The sequence below is a fragment of the Chryseobacterium tongliaonense genome, from assembly GCF_041224435.1.
Lineage (GTDB): Bacteria > Bacteroidota > Bacteroidia > Flavobacteriales > Weeksellaceae > Chryseobacterium > Chryseobacterium tongliaoense.
The window spans coordinates 30,513-53,328 of sequence record NZ_JBGFFD010000015.1; the positions used below are offsets into that span (position 1 = coordinate 30,513).

General features: G+C 36.8%; 11 protein-coding genes. 6 read left to right on the forward strand and 5 right to left on the reverse strand.

Annotated elements, in window-relative coordinates:
* Positions 1 to 6: 6 nt before the first annotated feature.
* The 6 genes from AB8P06_RS19935 to argS all read left to right on the forward strand — a co-directional run bounded on the left by AB8P06_RS19935 (position 7) and on the right by argS (position 12,302).
* Positions 7 to 3,069, forward strand: a complete 3,063-nt coding sequence (locus AB8P06_RS19935) for a SusC/RagA family TonB-linked outer membrane protein (protein WP_369844295.1) — start codon at positions 7 to 9, stop codon at positions 3,067 to 3,069.
* Between the two features lie 5 nt (positions 3,070 to 3,074).
* Positions 3,075 to 4,724, forward strand: a complete 1,650-nt coding sequence (locus AB8P06_RS19940; RefSeq protein WP_369844297.1) for a SusD/RagB family nutrient-binding outer membrane lipoprotein — start codon at positions 3,075 to 3,077, stop codon at positions 4,722 to 4,724.
* Between the two features lie 654 nt (positions 4,725 to 5,378).
* Positions 5,379 to 8,390 (forward strand): SusC/RagA family TonB-linked outer membrane protein, encoded by a 3,012-nt coding sequence (locus tag AB8P06_RS19945; RefSeq protein ID WP_369844299.1) that lies wholly within the window; start codon positions 5,379 to 5,381, stop codon positions 8,388 to 8,390.
* A gap of 6 nt (positions 8,391 to 8,396) precedes the next feature.
* Positions 8,397 to 9,890 carry a SusD/RagB family nutrient-binding outer membrane lipoprotein gene (locus AB8P06_RS19950; RefSeq protein WP_369844301.1) on the forward strand — a complete coding sequence of 498 codons (1,494 nt, stop codon included), beginning with the start codon at positions 8,397 to 8,399 and terminating at the stop codon, positions 9,888 to 9,890.
* A gap of 81 nt (positions 9,891 to 9,971) precedes the next feature.
* The gene (locus AB8P06_RS19955) at positions 9,972 to 10,424 is read left to right on the forward strand and encodes a lipocalin-like domain-containing protein (RefSeq protein WP_369844303.1); all 453 of its coding nucleotides are present in this window, start codon (positions 9,972 to 9,974) and stop codon (positions 10,422 to 10,424) included.
* A 117-nt stretch (positions 10,425 to 10,541) separates the two neighbouring features.
* Positions 10,542 to 12,302 carry an arginine--tRNA ligase gene (argS, locus tag AB8P06_RS19960; protein WP_369844305.1) on the forward strand — a complete coding sequence of 587 codons (1,761 nt, stop codon included), beginning with the start codon at positions 10,542 to 10,544 and terminating at the stop codon, positions 12,300 to 12,302.
* Positions 12,303 to 12,352: 50 nt separating this feature from the next.
* Here argS and AB8P06_RS19965 read toward each other — a convergent pair whose 3' ends face one another.
* The 5 genes from AB8P06_RS19965 to ccoO form a co-directional block, all read right to left on the reverse strand.
* Positions 12,353 to 13,282, reverse strand: a complete 930-nt coding sequence (locus tag AB8P06_RS19965; RefSeq protein ID WP_369844307.1) for a YihY/virulence factor BrkB family protein — start codon at positions 13,280 to 13,282, stop codon at positions 12,353 to 12,355.
* A 1-nt stretch (position 13,283) separates the two neighbouring features.
* Positions 13,284 to 15,608: a translocation and assembly module lipoprotein TamL gene (gene tamL, locus AB8P06_RS19970; protein ID WP_369844308.1), complete on the reverse strand. Its 2,325-nt coding sequence runs from the start codon at positions 15,606 to 15,608 to the stop codon at positions 13,284 to 13,286.
* The gene (locus AB8P06_RS19975; protein ID WP_369844310.1) at positions 15,608 to 20,638 is read right to left on the reverse strand and encodes a translocation/assembly module TamB domain-containing protein; all 5,031 of its coding nucleotides are present in this window, start codon (positions 20,636 to 20,638) and stop codon (positions 15,608 to 15,610) included. The genes tamL and AB8P06_RS19975 overlap by 1 nt, the downstream gene beginning before the upstream one ends.
* Positions 20,639 to 20,933: 295 nt before the next feature.
* On the reverse strand, positions 20,934 to 21,821 hold the full coding sequence (locus AB8P06_RS19980; RefSeq protein ID WP_369844312.1) for a cbb3-type cytochrome c oxidase N-terminal domain-containing protein: 888 nt from the start codon (positions 21,819 to 21,821) through the stop codon (positions 20,934 to 20,936).
* 20 nt (positions 21,822 to 21,841) lie between these two features.
* Positions 21,842 to 22,816: cytochrome-c oxidase, cbb3-type subunit II (gene ccoO, locus AB8P06_RS19985; protein WP_369844314.1), on the reverse strand; the 975-nt coding region annotated here is incomplete at its 5' end.

Consider the following 22,816-nt stretch of genomic DNA (forward strand, 5'->3'; position numbering starts at 1 on the left):
GTTACTTTGGGAAAGTTTTACATATTTGCAATAATAAAAAAAATAATCAATTTAAATATGAAGAAATTAACTACAAGTGTTTTGGCTATAGTTCTTACTTCCTCTTTTGTGGTTGTGAATGCACAAAATACAGAAGGCGATACTTTGAGAACACAAGACATACGTGAGGTCGTAGTGACTGGAGCTCTTGGTATTAAAAAGAGACAGGATGCAGTTATTTCCAGTAACAAGGTTTTAAATAACCAGGAAATCAGCAATGGAGGTAACCCGAATCTTGCTCAAGCATTAACTGGTAAGGTATCAGGTTTGCAGATTAATACTTTGGATAACTCAGTAAACTCGACTGCTCGTATCGTATTAAGAGGTAATAGATCTATTTCTGGTACTAATACTGCTTTAATTATTATTGATGGAACAATCTCAACTACTTCAATTTTCCAGCAATTACCTCCTGAGATTATTGAAAACATAAACGTAATTAAAGGACAGCAAGGTGCTGCTTTATATGGTGAAAAAGGTAGTAATGGGGTTATTGTAGTAACAACTAAAAGAGGTTCGAAATCAAGTAAAATTCAATTTAATTTAACTTCTTCTGTTGATATTTCTACAATATACAAATTACCATTAAGACAATCTGTATATGGTCAGGGTATCAATGATACAACTTTTGATGATACTGATTACAACGGTACCAACTGGGTTCCTTATGAAAATACCTCTTGGGGACCTGTATGGTCAACTCCAGGATTAGGAGGGCAGTTGTTACCTGTAGGATTACCTCAGGCTGATGGAAGTTTCATCAAAGCTAATTATGGTTATCAGGAAGACAACATCAAAAAATTCTTCAATAATGGAGTTTTGATGCAAAATGGATTGTCCATGAATGTTGGTGGTGATGATGCATATGCATATTTATCTCTTAACCGTTTAGAAAACCAGTTTATGGTTGACGGTGATAACTTAAAAAGAAATACATTCTTCTTCAAGGGTGGAAAACAATTAGGTAAATTTAGAATTGATGGAACATTTAACGTAATAGACCAGAATACTAACCAAACTTCTGGAAACTTGTATGGGATGTTATTACAAACTCCTGCAAACGTTAATGTTAGAGATTATAAAAATTCAGGAATCAGTGGACATTGGACTCCTTATGCCACAAACCCATATTGGTTGAGAGAGCATTTCAGAACTAATAACAATACAACTACTTTTAATGGTATCGTTAACTTAGCATATGAATTTAATAAAAATATCAGTGTAACATATACAGGGAATTTATTGACCAGTTCTGGTATAACTGAAGCTTATAATGATCAGTTTAATCAATCAGATGCTATTCCTTGGGCAAACACGGGTAACCCGCTTTTTGATGGTGAAGATATTTTCAGTTTTACACAGAATGCCTATACGCCAATCACTTCGGCTTATAATAAGAGCATGACTAAAAGCTGGAAGTATTATGGAGATTTAATGTTAAACTTCAACTATGACTTGACAGATAATCTTAATTTGAAAGCGAATGTTGGTAGTAACCTTCAGGATACTAAAGAAGATTATACTCAAGTTGGAGGAACAAATTTAAGAATTCCTGGTTGGTATAATATTAATAACGTTACAAGTAGTACTCCATGGTATAATCTTGAAAATGGTAAAGCAAGAGTAAGAAGTGCTGCTTGGTTTGCTAATATAGATTTAGGATACAAAGATTATTTATTTGTAAATGGGACATTCCGTTATGAGCAATCTTCAGTTTTAAGTGTTAGACCAACTTATACTGATGATTTCAAAAATCAAGGATATTCTTATTATTCATTTGGAGCGTCTTTCATTCCTACTAAGGCATTTGAAAGTCTTAAAAATGATGTTCTTAACTATGTGAAATTAAGTGCTTCATATACAAGAACAGGTAACTCCAGTACTATCGGAACTTATGCATTGGATGAAGTTGGTGTTATCCCAACAGGGTATCCTTTCGGAGATTTATCATCTTACAGACCTAACAGAAACCCAGTATCTCCAGATATCAAGCCTGAATTTAATAATACATTTGAAGCGAACTTAGCTTTAGGGTTCTTAAAAGACCGTATTACTATTGAAGGGTCTTACTATAATACTAAGACAGAAGATTTGATTACTAATGCTACTTTACCAACACCTACAGGATTTAATGCTGTGCTTGATAACGTAGGAACTATGAGAAACAAAGGTTTTGAAGTAGATTTGGGAATTACACCTTTCAAAAGTGCTGATTTTGAATGGAATTTAAATGGTTCTTATTCTCAATACAGATCTGAAGTTTTAAGCTTAGAAGGTGGAGGTGATAGAGTAATTTTAGCTAATGCTGGTGGTGGTATCCCTGCAAGTATTGCAGCAGTTGTAGGACAACAAATGCCTATGATCATCGGTACTAAATACGAAAGAGATCCTAACGGAAATATCGTAGTTGGAGCTAATGGTTTACCTGTAGTAAACAGTGACTATGAAATCTTAGGAAAAGTAAATCCTGATTACATTCTTACTTTTGGTACAACAGTAAGATATAAAGGTTTCACTTTAAGAGCAGTTGGAGATTATAGAACAGGTAATAGTTTTATCTCAGCATCAAAACAACTTTCAGGTTTCACCGGATTGCTAGAGAAAACTGCAGAATTTGATCGTTCGCAAGGTTATGTTATTCCTAATTCGGTACAATTAGTAAATGGGCAATATGTTGCAAACACTACCCCGGTGGGAGGTGTTGGTGATTACCAGCATGTGATGTCTTATTTTACGGGATCATACCAGGATGATATTGCTGAAGAATTCGTTGTTGACGGTACAGCTCTTAAAATAAGAGAAATCTCATTAAGCTATAGATTCCCTAAAAACTGGATAAGCAATACGTTTATTAACAGTTTGACAGTTGGAGCTTATGCTAGAAATCCATTTGTATGGTATGCTAAATCAAACAGAAACTTTGGAGATCCTGAAGTTACCAATACTGCTGGTAACGGTGGAGGATACCAAGCTATTAGTCAATACCCTACTGCAAGAACTTTTGGTTTCAATGTTAACGTAACTTTTTAGAAAAAATGAAAAAGATAAAATTTTTAATTCCTTTAGTGTTGATGGGGCTAACAACAACCTCATGTAATAACTATTTAGATATCAACGAAAACCCTAACTCTGTTCCGGCAGAAAATATTTTACCAAGTTTAGCTCTTCCAGGAGCGATTTCTGAAATTTACAGAACACAAGGTACAGATATGATGAAACTAGGTAATTTGATGATGAATAACTGGGCTTGTAATGTCTATTCATTTGGGGAAACATTCAGTACAGAGAATACCTTAAATTTAAACAGCTCATCTTATAGTGGGATCTGGGACAATATTTATTTGAATCTTAATACATTCAATTTTATTGAAAATTTCCCTAATCCAGATCATAAACAAGACAATTATATAGCTATTTCAAAAGTTATGAAAGCATTCTACATGCAATATATAGTTGATTTGTATGGTGACGCTCCTTATTCTGAAGCGTTTAAAGGTCAGGCAAACCTACATCCGAAATATGATAATGATGAAACGATTTACAAATCATCAATAGAAAATCTTAATGCTGCTATCGCTATTATTGATGCTGCTAACCCAGTTGCTGAAGCTGCAGATGCTAGTGATATTGTTTTTGAAGGTGATATGGACCTATGGAGACAGTTTGCTAATACGGTAAAGTTAAGATATCTTATCAGAATGTCAAATGTTACAGGCAGTATGGCAACATTCAGAGATCAGGAATTAGCAAAACTTTCTGCTGAAGCAGCTGTTTTGGGTTGGGATAATGTATTTATCAATCAAACTGTAAGCGAAAATCCAGGATATTCTAGTGCAAATAATGATTCTATGCATCCGTTTGTTGTAAGCTATTTTGCAACATCAGCTGGAGTTAGGCCTTCAAACTTTGGAACTGTAACAATATCTGAACACCTTGCTAATACGTTAGAAGGAAATACGATTCTAAATTCTACGGAGCCTTATTATGCTAAATTCAATAACGTTAGTGATCCAAGAAAATACAGACAGTTTACGCGTATTTCATATTCATTCAACGGTCAGTCTTTTAACAGGTTGAAAGGAGTAAGACAAGGAGCTACAGCGGGTCAGCCAGGAGCACCTCAGGATCCAAACAGTCCGTCTAGTAGAAACGTTTCTCAACTTGCAAACGGAAACTTTATTGGTGGTGCAACTAGTGGAAGTTTAATACAGTTATCAAATGACCGTGGAGGTGTAATGATGACTGCTGCTGAAAGTAGTTTCTTACAAGCTGAAGCTGCTTTAAGATGGCCTTCATTATTTAGTTATAATGCTCAGACCAAATTCACCAAAGGAATCACTGATTCATTTACTTACTATGGAGCTGCATCTGGAAGTTATTTAGCTGATATTGCTTCAAAAGCGGGATTAGGTTGGACTGGGTCTGATGCTCAAAAACTTGAAGCAATTATGACACAGAAATGGATTTCTACAGTAAATGCAACACCTACAGAAGCATATATCGAATATAGCAGAACGGGATATCCTTTTATTCCTCTAGCTGTAACAGCTGCACAAGCTAGAAAACCATATAGATTACAATATCCTACTTCGGAATACAGTGCTAACCCATCAAATGTTCCAAGTCTTTCGACAGCACAATTATTTACAAAAAATAGTTCTACTCCATTCTGGAACCAGAATTAATATTTGAACGATAAACAATTTTAATATTTAAAACCGCCTTAGGGCGGTTTTTTTATTGACTAATCTGAGATGGATTTAATAAATAAGTTTTAAATATCAATTAAAAGAATATCGAAATGAATGTAGTTATATAAAAACTGATTACTTACTAATTCCATTTTTTTCTCCAAATTAATGCTAGAAGTTTCAATATTTAAGTAGGCCTTACGAAGCATTTTTTTATTTGAATCTTTGTAAACTTTTTATAATTTTCACCTATTTTAACAGATAGCTAGATGAAAAAAAATATATGCGTTGCATTGCTTTATTTGTCCAATAGTGTTGAATTATCATAAATATTCTTTCATTTTTGTTTATTTTTTGTTTTTTAATGATCTGATAATCAGTTATTAATATTTGTTTTTTTGTGTATTTTTCATGATAATTTCACCTATAATTGATATAAAATTCTAATTTTCAGCGTTGTTTATTATATTCAATCATTTTATTTTTATGACGATTTGTTTTTGTTAAATGTTTGGTATTTAACAAATATTATTGATTGAAACGTTGTTTTTTTTATTTTTTTTTGAAACATTGTTAAATTTATGTGATTTTCTTTTGTGTTTTTAAGAAAGTTTTACAAATTTGCAACAACGCAAAAATAAATTTGATATGAAGAAACTAACAGCAAGTGTGCTTACTCTTGTATTGTCTTCGTCTTTAGCTATTGTAAATGCGCAGCAAAAGACAAGTGATACGGTAAGAACACAGGATATTGAGGGGGTAGTGGTGACTGCACTCGGGATCAAAAGAGAAAAAAAATCATTAGGGTACGCCTCTGAAGAAGTAAAGGCTGAAGCCCTTACCGGAGGAACTACTAATACCGGAAACGTTGCGGGATTACTTTCAGGTAAAGTAGCAGGTCTGCAGGTGAACACAAATAACAACTTTGGCGGATCTTCAAACTTATTGATTAGAGGATACAAATCTTTAAGTGGCGGTGCCCCGTTAATCGTAATAGATGGATCTCCGGTAAATAACGGTACTGTTAAAGGATCAATATTTGATTACGGAAACTTTTTATCTGATATCAACCAAAATGATATAGAAAGTATAAACGTTCTTAAAGGAGCTGCGGCTTCAGCTTTATATGGTGAGCGTGGAAGTGATGGGGTTATTTTGATTGTTACTAAAAACGGACGAGGAAAACAAGACGGAAGTTGGGGAGTAACATTAAATTCAAGTGTAAATGTAGGTTTTATTGATAAATCGACATTCCCTAAATACCAGACAAGATATGGAGCCGGCTATGGTCCTCAATATGGAAACGATACGAATGGTGATGGCAATCCGGATGAATATTTTAATCACGACCCTGATACCGGTGAGTTTCAGGTACCACTTACTGAGGATGCATCTTATGGGGCAGAGTTTAATCCTAATTTGATGGTACGTCAATGGTATTCATATGACCCTACTTCACCTTATTACGGAAAGGCGACGCCTTGGGTGGCTGCTAAAAACGGGCCGATTAAATTTTTCGAGAACCCGGTTACCTATGTTAACTCAATTTCATTAGAAAAAGGAAATAAGTCATCCAACATATCTTTGTCATATTCAAATATGCTTTCCAATGGTTTATTACCGAATTCCGATTTGAGAAAGAACAGTTTGACGGCAAAATTCAGCTATGACTTTACAGATAAGCTTCATGCTACAGTTTTCTCAACCTTAACGATTCAGGATACTAAAGGTAGAAATGAAACAGGGTATTCAGATAATATTGTGACCGGTTTCAGACAATGGTGGCAGACCAACGTAGATTTGTATGAGCTGAGAGATGCGTATGCCAGAACAAATAATTCCAATAACACCTGGAACAGAACTTCAGGTGCAGATGGAACACCTGCCTACTGGAATAACCCATATTTCCAAAGATATCAGAATTATCAGTCGGATTCAAGAACGAGAACATTCAGCTATGCTCAGTTAAAATATGATGTTTCTAAAAACTTCGGTATTACAGGGAAATTATCATATGACAATATGCAGATGCTGATTGAGCAAAGATTGATGAACGGATCTTTACCTCAGGCATTTGGTGCTTCAGGAAATAATGTGACTTCAGGATATTCCCGTCAGGATGTAAGAACTGCGGAAACCAACTTCGACGTATTTGCCAACTATAAATTTGATATTACAGACGATTTAAACGTAAGTGGTATCGTAGGGGGGAACGTAAGAAGAAACTTAAGTGACGGTGTTTATGCAAGTACTGAAGGAGGTCTGGCAACTCCGGGATTGTTTGCTATCTCAAACTCTGCCAGTCCGATCATTCCACCGGATGAGAACTATGCAAAATGGCTTACTTCAAGTTTATATGCTACCGCTTCATTCGGATATAAAAACTTATTGTTTGTAGACGGAACTTATAGAGTAGACAGAAGTTCAAACCTTCCAAAAGAAAATAATACCTACGATTATTATTCAGCTACAGGATCTTTGATTCTTTCAGAATTATGGAAACAAAACTGGTTAAGCTTCTGGAAAATAAGAGCGAATTATGCAGAAGTAGGTTCATCAACAGTTAACTATCAATTACAGAATACCTACAGAGTAAGAGGTGGATTTGGAAACACAGGATTGGTAGACCAATCGTACTTTTTGGCCAATCCGGACCTGAAACCACAAAGATCTAAAGAATTAGAATTCGGTATGGAAGCTCAATTCTTAAAAAACAGATTAGGATTTGACGTTGCTGTTTATAAAACTCGTACACTTGACCAGATTATTAATCTACCGGTTTCTTCAGCTACAGGATACAGAACATTCCTGGTAAATGCAGGACAGATTAATAACAAAGGGATTGAAGTGCAGTTAAACGGAACACCATTCAAGACATCTAATTTCAGTTGGGATGTTGATGTGAACTGGTCTAAAAATGAAAATGAAGTAGTTTCTTTATATGGAGATGCAAAAAATTATTTATTAGCATCTTACCAGGGGGGAATTTCTTTAAATGCAAGAGTAGGTGAAGCTTTCGGTGCTCTTGTAGGATCAGATTATGTTTATTTAAATGGTGAGCGTGTAGTAGACCCTGCTACTGGTAGATATTTAAGAAACCCTAACCAGGTAATCGGTAATATTACTCCGGACTGGATTGGTGGTATCAGAAACAGTTTCAATTATAAAGGAGTTTCAGTAAGCTTCTTAATTGATGTTAAACACGGTGGAGATGTTTATTCAACAGATATGTACTATGGTCTTGCTACCGGTTTGTATGAAGAAACAGCAGTGGGTGACTATAGAACAGCTGGTGTTATCAATCCTGGAGTAAATCCTAATGGACAGGTGAACACAACACCTACAATTGCACCGGGTACTTTCGGTAACGTAGACGGATACAGAAGAATGCCGAACAGCAGATTTGTATATGATGCTTCATATGTTAAATTAAGAGAAGCAAGTATTGGTTACAGCCTTCCGAAATCTATATTGAAAAATACTTCTTTACAGGAAGCTAAAATTTCTTTGGTTGGAAGAAACCTTTGGATTATTCACAAAAATTTACCTTACGCGGATCCTGAAGCAGGAACAGGTAACGGATTAGCTTCAAAAGGTAATTCTATTGGGGTTCTTCCAACAACACGTGACATCGGTATCAATGTAACATTAAAATTCTAAAAAGACATGAAAAAGATATTTTTAATACTAAGTTTAATTTCACTGACAGTAATCACCAACTCTTGTGAGAGGGATATTACTTCACTGAATGAAGATCCTAAACACCCTTCGGTTGTGCCTTCAGGACTATTGGTAGCAAGTGCGGAGCAGGAATTAATTTCACAATTATTAACACCTAATGTTAATAACAATATATCCAGATTCTTTACCCAACAATGGGCACAGACTACTTATATAGATGAGTCTAACTATGATATGGTGACAAGACCTATTCCAAGAAACCATTATAACAGAATGATGGCTTCGAGTTCTGCCACCGTACATTCTCCAGGTGTTTTATCGGCTCTTAGAGATGCAAGACAATTTCTTCAGAATGAAAGTGTAAGCGCAGCAAAGAAGAGTAATAATGAAGCCATTATTGAATTAGTCAGTGTGTATGCATGGGCAAACCTTGTTGATACTTACGGGGATTTACCTTATTTCGGAGCCTTAAAAGCGGTACCTGGAAATCCGGGTGCATCAGAGATTCCTTATGATGATGCCAAAACCATCTACGTGGATCTGATTAAAAGAATTGATGCTGCTACAGCTATGATCAATACTAGTGAAAGCGGCTATACAGATGATCTGTTTTATAAAGGAAATATGACTAATTGGAAGAAAATGGGTAACTCATTAAAATTCAGATTAGCTGTTACATTATCAGATGTTGACCCTACTTTAGCTAAAACTCATGCAGAAGCAGCCTATGCTGCAGGCTTATTTACAGCTAAAGAAGATAATTTCGGATTAACTGCTTTCCCATCGGGATTATTTGCTAATCCGGTTTATCAAGATGTAGTACAATCTGGTAGAAATGATTTTGTTCCTTCAGAAATGTTGGTTGATTATATGAACTCTACTTCAGATCCTAGAAGAGGAAGATGGTTTACTAAAGTAGGTGGTGCTTTTGTAGGAGGAGTATACGGTTCAGGAAATTCATTTGGTGCATACTCGCATATGACTTCTTCAAAACCGAATGATGCCGGAGAGGATGGTTACATGCTTATTACCGAAAATGCTCAAGGATTTTTATTAGATTATTCTGAAATTACATTCTTAAGAGCTGAAGCTGCTGCACGCGGCTTCAATGTAGGCGGAACAGCTGCTACATTATATGGTGAAGCCATTACCGCTTCTATGGGAGAATACGGGATAAACCCTACGGCTGCAGCTACATTTATTGCTGCCAATCCTTATGATGCAACCAACTGGAGAAAATCTATCGGTTTCCAGGCTTGGGTAGCTATGTTTAATAAAGGTTTCCAGGCATGGAATTTTGCAAGAAGACTAAATTATCCTGTATTTGAAAACCCAGAAGATTCTGCTGTTGAAGCAGTACCTGTGAGAATGAAATACTCAGACCAGGAATATTTACTTAACGCAACTAACGTTGCTGCCGCTGCTGCAAAAATCGGTGGTGATAAAGTATCAACCAAAGTTTTTTGGGATGTAAACTAATTAGTAGTTAATGAATCATATTAAAAGATATTCCTGTAACTATGCAGGAATATCTTTATTTAAATTTGTAAAATTGTAAATATGAAATTTTTGATCAGCCTTATTGTCATGATGAGTATTGTTTCTTGCAGCAGTGATGATAGCAGAGAAAATGCAGAAATAAAAACTCCGGATATCAATGGAGTCTGGAAGCCCTATCAATATGAATATAAAGGAAAGACCTATCCGGTAACTACCTGTCAGCAAAAAGGACAGATATCGGTGAATGCAGATTTTTCAGGAGTATACGAAAGATATGATGTGGCACCGTCTTCCGGAGAGTGTAATATGTTTGATTCATTTGCCGGTAAATGGAGCTATGATAATATGGGTGGAACTCTAACACTTACCTATACAGAGGCCGGAGTGGTTAAGACTCTTAAAAAAGATGTTGATACATTTTCCGATACAGAACTTAAAATTTCCGATAATACGAGAGATTTAGATAATATCCCAGGAAATGATGATGCGGTCTTAGTGTTTATAAAACAATAAGTATTCTATACAAACCACCTTCGGGTGGTTTTTTTATTTCCGTATATTTGTATTTCAAAATTTTAAGCGAAAATACAAGGCTATTTCATATGGTCTTTGAAAAAAGAATATTAGCACATGAATATCAAAAATATCATAGAAGAAAAACTTTCGGAAATTATTTTGAATGTATACCAGTTGAAGGAGATCAATCTGGAAGTTCAGGAAAATAAAACCGAATATGAAGGAGACTTTACCATTGTTACTTTTCCATTGGTAAAACAATTGAAAAAAAATCCTGAAAGTATAGGAGTAGAACTGGGAGAATCTTTAACGGCTCAAACAAACCTGCTGGAAAGTTTCAATGTGGTTAAAGGCTTTCTTAACGTGAAAGTTAAAAATCAATTCTTTGTAGACCAGTTTAAATCTGTCAGTGAAGGTTTTTCAAAAATAGAAAAGAAAAATGCTACCGTAATGGTGGAATATTCTTCTCCGAATACCAATAAGCCTTTGCATTTGGGTCATATCAGAAATAATTTATTGGGGTTTTCTGTCGCACAGATTCTTAAAGAGGCAGGATATGACGTCATTAAAACTCAGATCATCAATGACAGAGGAATTCATATCTGTAAATCGATGCTGGCCTGGGAGAAATTCGGGAATGGCGAAACTCCGGAAACAACCCATACAAAAGGAGATAAGTTTGTAGGAAATTATTATGTTGAATTCGATAAAAACTACAAAAAAGAAATTGCAGAGCTGGTTGAGCAGGGAGTAGGGGAAGACCAGGCTAAAAAAGAAGCTCCCATGATGAAAGAAGCTCAAAAAATGCTTCTGGATTGGGAAAATAATGATGAAACAGTAAGAAATCTCTGGAATGAAATGAATTCCTGGGTTTATAAAGGATTCAATGAAACCTATAAAAGATTAGGAGTAGATTTTGATCAGGTTCAATATGAAAGCAATACTTATTTATTAGGAAAAGACCTTATTCAGGAAGGATTGGATAAAGGCGTTCTGTATCAGAAAGAAGACGGATCGGTTTGGTGTGATCTTATCGATGAAGGGTTGGACCAGAAACTTTTACTGCGTTCAGACGGAACTTCGGTATATATGACCCAGGATTTAGGGACAGCAGTAGAGCGATTCAAGCAGAATGATATTCAGAAGCTGATTTATACTGTGGGAAATGAGCAGGACTACCACTTCCAGGTACTATTTAAAATCATGAAGAAATTGGGTTATGCCTGGGCAGATCAGTTATTCCACTTATCTTATGGAATGGTGGAGCTACCAAATGGAAAAATGAAATCCCGTGAAGGAACCGTTGTTGATGCTGATGATTTGATGCAGGAAATGTATCAAACGGCAAAAGCGATCACAATAGAATTAGGGAAGCTTGAAGGACTTTCAGAAGAAGAAAAAGAAGCTTCCTATGAAATAATAGGACAGGCAGCATTGAAATATTTCATGCTGAAAGTTGATCCTAAAAAGAAAATGCTATTTAATCCCGATGAAAGTGTAGAATTTTCCGGAAATACAGGTCCGTTCATTCAATATACCTATGCACGTATTCAGTCCTTATTGTCAAAAGCAGGATATGCCCAGAAAGAAACTGAAGCCGTAGAGCTGAATCAGTTTCAAAAAGAGCTGATTATGCAGCTTGCCAATTATAAAACTGTGGTAGAAAAAGCTGCGGAGATATTAAGCCCGGCATTGGTAGCCAATTATTTATATGATTTAGTTAAATCTTATAATTCGTTCTATCAGAATAATCCGATTTTGATTCTGGAAGATGAAAATATGAAGCAATTCTGCTTAAATCTCTCGGATTTAACAGCGAAAACAATAAAGAAATCTTTAGGTTTACTGGGAATAGGAACAGTAAACAGAATGTAATAAACACTATAAAGCCTCCCGAGATTTTCAGGAGGCTTTTTTTATCTTGGTCAGGTTGGGGAATCCTGATTTTTACGGCTATCGGCATAAAGCTTGGCGGCACTCCATTTTGCATGCTTGGAAAGAATAATTTCATATCCTTTTTTATAGGTATATACCTTGGTAAATTCTGCTCCGAAAAACACCAGCATACAGGAATAATTGATCCACATCATAATTAAAATAACAGTTCCGGCGGCCCCGAAAGTGGAAGTAGGCTTAAAATTACCAAAATAAAGGCTCAGTAAAAATTTCCCCAGCGTAAACAGGATCGTAGTTAATAATGCTCCTCTCCATACGGGTTTCCAGCTTATTTTAACATCAGGAAGTACTTTAAACATCAATGCAAATAACAGCATCACCACTCCAAAACCGATCGCAAAATTGACAAACTCTACAAGCATATACGTTTCAAGTCCGAAATAATTGGTAATCCAGTTGTTAAATAAACTTATCATAGACGATAAAATCATGGTGATCATTAGTAAAAAGCCGAGAATAAGAATCATTCCTAATGAATTGGCCCGGTCCAAAAGAAATTTAATCAATGCTTTTTTAGGAGCCGCTTCCACATCCCAAAGCGTATTTAAAGTATGCTGCAGCTGAAAAAATAAAGTAGTGGAACCAAAAACCAAAGATCCGATTCCCACGATTTTCATGAAAATATTCTGCTTATCGATCAGTGCGCCGGCGATCATGCCTTCAATACTTTTGGCAACATCATTTCCCATTAATCCGCTGATCTGATTGCTGATTTCACCACGGATGGCTTCTTCACCGAAAAAATTTCCTGCAATCCAGATAATAATAATCAATAATCCGGGGATGGAAAAAATTGCATAATAGGCAAGGCTCGCCGAATCTTTGGATGCAGATGAGCTGTTCCATTCACTAAAGGTTTCCCTTAAAACTTCCCAGAAAAATTTTATATTATTGATCATATTAAAATGGATATCCGATGGCAATATTCAGTACAAGATTATCTTTTCTCCAGCCGGAATCTCCGAAATTAATCCGGTCAAATGCCCATCGGTCTCCTTTTTCATAATAAGGAACACGTAACGGCATGGCCAGATCCAATCGCAGTATCAGAATAGAGAAGTCGAGTCTAAGGCCGACACCGGCTCCTACAGCAATTTCACTTAAAAAATCTTTTGAAAACCTGGCTCCGGGTCTGTCTACATCGTCATGCAGCAACCAGATATTTCCTGCATCAACAAAAGCAGCTACATTTAAAAACTTATAAAGATTGGCTCGGTATTCTGCATTCAATTCCAGTTTAATATCTCCCGACTGATCCAGCAAGGTTCCTTGTGGAATCGTCCGGGGATCAAAACTTCCCGGCCCTAAAGTCCTTGCACGGAAAGCACGGATACTGTTGCTTCCTCCTGAGAAAAACTGTTTGGAGAAAGGAACAAATTCTGAATTTCCATAAGGATAAGCTATTCCTCCGATAAATCTGCTGGCAAATGAGCTTTTTTCCGTAAACTTATGATAGAACCTGAAATCATTTTCAATTTTTGCATACTGGCTGAACGGAATGCCGAAAATTTCTTTTTCTTTATTCTTTTTTACATTGGCTCCCGTGACCAGACCGGTAATGTTTCCTGCCAGATCCAATGTACCTTTATAGTAGATCGTATTGGTCTTTGGAAGCATCGTATTCGTATAAGTATAGGAATAGGTGGGTCCGAAAATAAGCTGTTCCTGTACTACCCTTAATGCAGCGGGAGTTTTCGCCTGCTCATAAAACAAATCTGTTACTTTAGCGGGAGAGACAAGTGTAATATCGATTACTTTTAAATCGTGTTCTTTTCTTGCATTCTCTTTCCATACATATCCGAATGATGCATTAAAATTATTAAGCGTGTAATATTCCGTACGGTTTTGAAATTCGTAGCCCAAAGTAATATTCGTTCTCGGGACAAACGCGCTTGAAGAATTAAAACGGAAAGGGGCCACAATTCTGGGTATGGAAAGCTGCACATTGGCTCCGGCCCGGAACAGGTTTTTGGCATTTTCCTGTCCGCCCATCTGAAAGTCAAAAGCTCCGTAAACAGCTGCTTTAAACTGTTCTGCGCCTCTGAAGAAGTTCCTGTGTGTCCAGTTGAGATTCAATTCACTGCCGGCATAATTCGCGGAGTTGGTTCTTCCTAATGCTTCCAGCTTTAATGACTGGATTTGTCTTGGGGTCAATAAATAATAGGCATCAAATTTATGGTTGAGCGAATCTGAAACGATAAACTCATTTTTCACAAACTTGAAAACCCCTAAACTGATCAGACGGTTCAGTGAAAGATTATGATTGGTCCGGTTGTACAGATCGCCCTTATTAAAATATAAAGCCCTGTCAAAAATTTTCGGTTTGAATTTATGCTGCGGATCGATCACATAAATGCCATTATAGGCGTATTTTGAAAGTGAATCCACATCCATAGGTACTTTATATTTACCATCCTTTACATCCTGGATATTATAGCTCGGGAAAACAATAACATTATCAATGGTGAATTGTTTGGTCGCCAGGTCGGGAGTATCTTCCTTCAGTTTTACATTAAGCTCAACTTTATGGTTTTTACTCACGGTACTGTCTGCCTGTACGATAATATTGTCGGGACTGAAATAATAAAAACCTCTTTCTTTTAACCCGTTATCAATTCGTTCTCTTTCGTTTTTAATGACATCCAGATCGAATGGCTTCCCGGAATTAAGTAAAGTTTTATCCCTTAAGGTCAGAATTTCTTTATTGATCAATGAAGAATCCTGCTGAAACTTAACATTGCTTATTAAATATCTTGATCCTGGTTTTAAGGTATAAATAACCTGTGCTTTTTTATTTTTAGAGACGGTGTCATAAGTAGCTTTTGCATTAAAATATCCTTTGTTTTCAGAATAGTTTTCAATGATTTTTTTATTAAACTCACGGTCTACATCTCCTAATAAAACAGGCTTTTCACCTACCTTATATTTTAACCAGTAATTAAAGCCTTTATCTTTTTTCGGTTCTTTGGCGATATTGTAAAAATATAATTTCGGGCGTAACCCTAAAATTGAGGAGTTCGGTTTCGGAACTAAATTTTCTTCCAAAGCGGTCTGAAGCTCTTTCTTTTCTTTTTTCGAAATGGTGTCGTTTTCGATTTTTACTTCGCCGCCGGTGTAGAGCATTTGCCCTTCCTTCAGATACCTGGTGTTACTGCACGAAAGAGTAACCAGGGTAAGTCCTGAAGCGAATACACATCTGAAATAGGTCTGCCAATTACTTTTCATTATTTAAATTCTACCACTTGGTTATTCTTATTTGTTTTTTTAGGTCTGTCTTTCTTCGATTTTTGAAAAATCTCGCGGAATTTATCATAATCCAGAGTAATGATAAACCCGACTCCCGTTTCTACAATCTGCCCCTGCAGCGCTACCTGATATTCATCTTTACGATAGGCCCGAAGCATATATCTTCCGTCTTTTGAAAGGCTGTAATCCACCGTTACATCACCTGCAATATTCGTCATGTTTTCATTCTGACGGGCATCACCTTCCAATGCAAAATTACTTCCTACTGAAACTTTCAGGCGGTCATTCAGTAATTTTTTACTAAGACCTACATTCAGGTCTGTTCTGGTATTTTTTTCTCCCGATGTATAATCTTCGGAAGATTCAAGATCAAAATTTAAATCTACCCCTTTGATTAAGCCTGAAGCAAGATTGTTTAATTGTTGCGAAAGAATTTTACTTACACTCTGTCTTGCCATGGCTTCAGCAGAAAGACCCGCACTGGACTCGAATGGATTTTCCCCTACGAAACGATTCAGTAAAAGCAAAGCAAAAACCTGTTTATTCATTTCAGATTCCTGCGTTCTGAGCTGAGTGAGCTTCTGATCTACAATATCCGTCACAGTAGATGAAACAGAATTGTTTTTTTCTTCCGTGGTAATATCAAAGCTGATCTGTGGTTTCAGCAATTCACCTTTCATTTTCAATAATGTGTTGAAAGGTATTCGCTGCTTAAACTGATTCATAATAGAAGCACTTTCGCCACTTAACTGCTGCTCCACGAGATCAATAGGCGGAGCTTCGGTTTTATAGACGGCCGTAATATCCATTGTGGCGGCAGTCGGTTCACCGGTCCAGGTAATCGTACTTCCTTTCTGAATATCAAATTTACGTTTCAAAAGACTCACCGAAAGTTCATAAGATCCTTTTTCTACTTCATAAACACCAACCAACGTTGTTTTTCCCGAAGGATCAATACCGCCGGTCAGGTCTGCTTCCCCTTGAAGCTTTACAAAGTCTCCGTTAGCCTTATCAATGATGATTGAAAGTTTCGCTTCTTTACTGGCTTCAATATTTACATTCACATCCATTCCTTTGATGCGGCTTTGTGCATTTAAAGAATCTGCTTTAATGGTTTTATTCAAAACAACCTGGTCCTGATCGATAAATTCAACGATTCCGTCTCTTTCCTGTAATGACGGGCTGGATTGGGGAAGCACAAACGTAAAATCCGTATTGTCTGCAACCGCCAATCTTCCGTCAACTTTCGGTAAATCCAGATTTCCACGGACGTGTAAGTTGGCATCAATGGCAAGAATTCCGTACATCATGGCATCATTTGATTTCTCAGAATTAACCACTTTGAAATCTTTGGCATTCACATCAAGATTGAACGCAAAGTCTCTGTAAGTCTGGGTAAGAACCTGCCCGTCTACATTTAATGCATTGCCGTCTTTATCTTTGATTTTAAAATGATCAAACTCAATACCCCGGTTTGTAAAGGCAATTTCATCATCAATATTTCTGAAATCACTTCCCGTTTTTGCAATTTCAAGTCCGGCATTATTGAATTTTACTTTTCCTAAAATATTCGGTTTATCCGTAGTTCCTGTGATTTTCAGGTTTCCGGAAATATAACCTTCCGTATTGGTAATTGCATTCATCGTGAATCCCTGAAGGCTCTTCATCTGAAGCTGGTTAATGGCCATATTCAGGTCAAAAGAACTTGTGGAAGTATTATAATCTCCTAAGATTTTTACATCATTATTATTTCCAGAAAGCGCAATATCTGCATTCAGCAGGTTGGCTGAAGTATTGTTTACTTTCACGGCAAGGTTCCCGACAGGATTTCCAAATACAAAAAGGTCTGAAATATTCAAGTCTGAATTAAAGGTCAGTTTTTTGGTCAGATCTTTAATCTGAACAGTACCATTGATTGTTCCTTTAGCGAGAAGAGAATCTTTTTTAATGATTTCCGTGATGGTTTCAATTTTGAAATCTTTTAGCGAAACATTTAACGGGCTGTTGGGAGAATTGCTTTCAGACTGCAGCAATATTTCACTTCCGCTGTTGGATAATCTGAAATTATCGGCTAAAATGCCTTTGCTGCTGATCTGGATTTTATTTCCTTCCGCTACGGTCCAGTCACTGTAATTTAATTTTAAACCGTTTGGATTCAGTGATATTTCCGTAATGTCATTTAATGATTTGGCATTTCCTGCAATCAGGAATTGGGTAACATCTTTGTCATCTTTTGTTGTGATGTTATAATTGATCATATTATCAGCAACATCTCCATTGATATTCACTTTGTTTAAAGCGAAACTCTCGCTCTTTAATGAAACCACCCCAAGATTATACTGTAACGCCTGATTTTCATTAGTGATTTTTAATGTGGCATTTTCAATAGAATTGGTTCCGTAGAGCAATTGTGGAATCTGCCCGTCAATCTCTATTTTCTGAGAATCAGCATCGTAATTTCCCGTGATATTGATGGTTTCAAAGCTCTTTAAATCGGGAACGAATTTTCTGATCAGATCATCATTTTTAATTTTGGCATTGAATGTAAAATACTGTCCGGCATCAATTTTCTGAGATGTATCCGGTTTCTGGAACTGGTAATACTGGTTGATCGTTTGTGCTAAAGAACCGAAAACCTGTGTCAGTTTATATTTCCCTTTCATGTCAACATCAGCAATCTGTGAGTTGAAGACAATCCTGGTCGAATCATTGGTGGAAGTTGCTTTAAGATTAAGCTCCTGAACAGGGAAAACTTCTTTGGTGTCGGAAAAGGCAAAATCCTTAAGGTTTAGATATCCGTTAAGATGATCGGGATCAAGATTGGTGAAATCACCGTCTATTTTTCCTGCAATGATCATAGGTTTTGTGTAAAATCCAAGCTTATTCAGATCCAGCTTATTAATACTTCCGTTTACTTTTACCGTCGGGTTTTTCTCGTCATAAACTCCCGATGCGGTTAGTTGTACATTGGCATTCGGGTCTTTTGAGTTGAGGATGATATGATAGGCACCGCGATTAATTTTTCCGGTCAGATTCATATCGCTGTAGCGGTAACCTTTGTAAACTGCGGACGAAACATAACCTTTAAGATTGGCATTGGCATTTTTGAAATCAAAGCTTTCTCCTTTTGCGGAAATCTGGGCTGTAACAGGTCCGAGGTCTTTATTCTGAATGATTTTACCGATCTGTAGGGCCTGAAGATTAGCTTTTACATCATAGAGCTCATGATTTTTACGTCTCATGTCAACTTGTGCAATAACGGCTGCATTTCCAAGGGTTGAATAAAGATTGAGATTAGCATCTACAACTTTCGTTGAACCTTTTGCTGTTCCTTTTATGCTGAGATGTGACGGCAAAGAAATATTGGATGGAATCGTGTTTTTCGGGACTAAATTGAAAATGGTTTTTGCTGATGAAGAAAGCTCACCGATCCTTAAATCGTAATACAGATTATCAGGATTCATTGCATTTTTAATTCTTCCTGAAGCAGCCACTCTCAATTGATCTAAGCCCGAAACTTTCAGGTCACGGATCAGAAGATCATTTACGTTTCCTTTTACATTGGCATTTACATTCAGTATTGCGTTTGGATATTTGTTGAAAGGCACAGTATTTCTTAAAGTCGGAACCAGATTTAAAATATCGGAAAAACCTATTCTTGAATCTTTGATATTGGCTGAAATTTTTACGGCTCCCAGATTAGAACTGAGCTGTTCGATTGAATTGTAATTTAATACCACCTCATCCCGTAAAAGGGTTTTTGGAGTCTGCAGATACAGATCTTTAAGATAAGCTTCTTTGTCTCCGTAAACAAAATCGGTGTTGAATTTCTGAATATCCAGTCCGCGTGCTTCCTTAATTTCTGCTGAATTGACGATTCCTGCGAATGTATTGTTCTCCATTTTAAAATTCCGGACCTCTACATTCATTTTTGAAAAATTCATGTGATTGAAATCCATTCCCTGTTTTGTGGGAGCAATTGCCGTGTTGTTGTACACCATTTTCACATCATTCAGAACGAGCTTTCCTAAAAGAATTTTCATGGCTTTTTCTTCATCGGAAGCCTTTGAAACGTCCGGTTCTTTTGAAGTTTTCGGATTGGCATTTTGAGACGGAAGGTAAAGATTGGCATTAATATCCGCACCTGAAAGAAAAACAGTACTGACGTTATAAGCGTTATTTTCCAGATCAAGCTTATTCACTCTGGTGCTTAATTCTTTAAACAGAACTTTTGCGAATGTTTTGGTGTTGTCATCCCCGTAATCAATATCGAAATTGGTTAGTTTGATTCCTCTTAAACCAATACTCATCGGTTTTTTTTGGTTGAGAGAATCTACTTTTTGTTCTACTTTTTCAGAAACTTCCTCCACAAGGTCCTGCTTCAGCTTTAATTTTAATCCGTCAAGATTAATATCATTGACTGCATATTTATTTTTACTGAGGTCAAAAGTTTTTACTCTTGTATCAAAAGATTTGAAATATAATTGAATATCATTTCTCGATTGCTGATCGTTAAAAGTAACCCCGATATCTTTTAATTTGATTTTATCCAGCGAAATAATAAATGGTTTAGAGGGGCTTTCTTCCTTATCACTGGTTGCAAAAGCATCGATAATGTAATCGAAATTGAATGTGCCGTCCGGTTTTCTTACCACGTTGGCTCGGGCTCCTTCCAGATCTACAGAGGTGATGTCTGCGGTGGAATTAATGAGCTTCAGCATATTCAGCCCTACATCGAGTTTTTTAACCGCTAAAAGAGTATCAATATTCTGCCCTTTAAGATATAGGTTTTCCATTACCAGACTGTTTGGGAATCCTATATAAACTTTTTCGAGGCTGACTTTTGTTTTGATTTTTTTTTCAAGATATACCACCAATTTGTCTTTGATGAAATTCTGAACGGCCGGAAGCCTTAAGCTAAGTATAAGCAGGGTAAGAAGAATCAATATTGAAATAAAGGTTATTGCAATACGCCTCAGAAGTTTTCTTTTATTGATTTTTAGTTTCAAATTGTGATAGGGTTTGTAACAAAGATAATAATACTAATTAAAAAAAATATCTGTTGTGGTACCCTATTGGAATACAAAAATCCTGCCTTGGCTGTCTATTATGGAATTTTTGTTTAGTTGTAGTCAAGTGAATTAGTTGATGAAAACAACCAAGGCGTGGATTTTTTGTTTTTTAAAAGCCCCCTTTTAATCATTTTTTTGATGTGTTGAAAAGGTTTTTGCAAAAATGAAAATTCAAAATGTTAGTTTGTTTTTCAAAGGGGCATGGCATGGTTTATAAGTTAAGATTATTAATTTATTCGTTTCCGTTTTCCCATTTTACTTCTTCTCCCTGTGGTTGGGCACCACCCTGAGCTTCTGTGATAGGAGCTGTTTCCTGATTGATATGATAAATATAGGCTGCAATTTTTTCAGCATCTCTTCCCGTAATGGTTCCTTCTTTTATGAAAGGCCTCATGGTAGGATTATTCGGGGAACCGTTTTCAAGCATCCAGAAAACATTTTTGAATAAACTTTTTTCTTTGATGTTGATCCAATGAGCGTCGGTAAGATTGGGCCCGATTCCTCCTTTTGCCCCGTCTCCGTGGCAGGTTACACAATTGGTTTTGAAAAGCTGTTCACCTTCCGCAATATGATCTGCACTGTATTTTGCGGTTTCCAGATTAATCGCAGGAGCTGTTTTTTCAAATTCCTGGATGGAGGCAAGCATGGTTTTGGTTTCTTTATCATATTCCGCATCGGGATGGGCATAGTCTGTAAAAGCGAATGCAATCATGTAAATGGCACAGAATATACATCCGAAATAAAAGAGGCCGATCCACCATTTCGGTAATGAATTATCGAGCTCGGTGATTCCGTCAAAACCATGGTCGATAAGAATGTCTTTTTCTTCAGACTGGGATTGCTTTTTGAATGCGGAGTTCCATAGTTTTTGAAAATAAGAAACTTTCTTTTCTTCCAAGTACAGCTTTTTTTCTTCCTCGGTCAGGCGGCTGAAGCTTTCGTTTTCCACCAGGTCTCCGATTGAATTCATGATCAGTAGCAGAATAGTTGCAATGATCAGCAATACCCAGAAGAAAGGCGAAGAAAAATAGCTGGCATCCTGGGCGAACATTTCGAACGCCATAATGGTTAAGCCTGTCGTTACCGCAATGTATATTGAAATGGGGGTTCTTGTCTTCATATTACATCAGTTTAAAAAAATTAATCTGCACTTGCCGTTTTAATGTCTGTCGTTTTGATATCTGTCCCTAATCTTTGCAGATAAGCGATCATGGCTATAATTTCTCTTTGTTCAAGCGGAACAAATGCAGAACCTTTAGCGACTTTATCCTTTTCTACCTGATCTTTTACGTCGGCAGCTTCTGAATAAATTCTTTTTACAATCGCTTTAGACTGGTTGTCTGCCCACTGATTTGCAGAATCGACCTGGGCTTTTGTATAAGGTATGTCAAACGTATTTTTCATCAGTTCCATTTTAGCAACCATTTCTGAACGGTCGAGTTTATTGGTGATCAGCCACGGGAAGCGGGGCATAATGGAGCCTGCAGAAGTAATTCTCGGGTTATACATATGTTTAAAGTGCCATGAATCAGGGTTTCTGCTTCCTTCTCTGTGCAAATCCGGTCCTGTTCTTTTTGATCCCCATAAGAATGGTCTGTCATAAACAAATTCCCCGGCTTTTGAATACTGTCCGTTTTTACCGTCAAATCTCATCACTTCATCACGGAAAGGTCTTATCATCTGAGAGTGGCAGGAATTACAGCCTTCACGGATGTATAAATATCTTCCTTCCAGTTCCAGCGGAGAGTAGGGCTTTACAGCAGTGATCTGTGGAAGGTTGCTTTTTATGGTAAGCGTAGGCACAATCTCTACCAGTCCGCCGATGGAAATCACAACGAATGCAAGGATGGATAATAATTTAGGAGTTCTTTCAAGCCATAAGTGTGCTCCTTCGCCTTCTTTCCTGTTGTTTCCGATATTGGCCAGAGCGGGTGCTTCTGCAGGGACCTCTTTTTGGAATGATCCGGATCTGATTGTTTTTATGACATTCACAACCATTAAAATAGCTCCTGAAATATAAAGCAGACCGCCCAAGAACCTCATTTTAAAGTAAGGAATGATTGCAGTTACGGTATCTAACCAGTTTTTCCACAATAAAGTTCCGTCCGGGTTGAA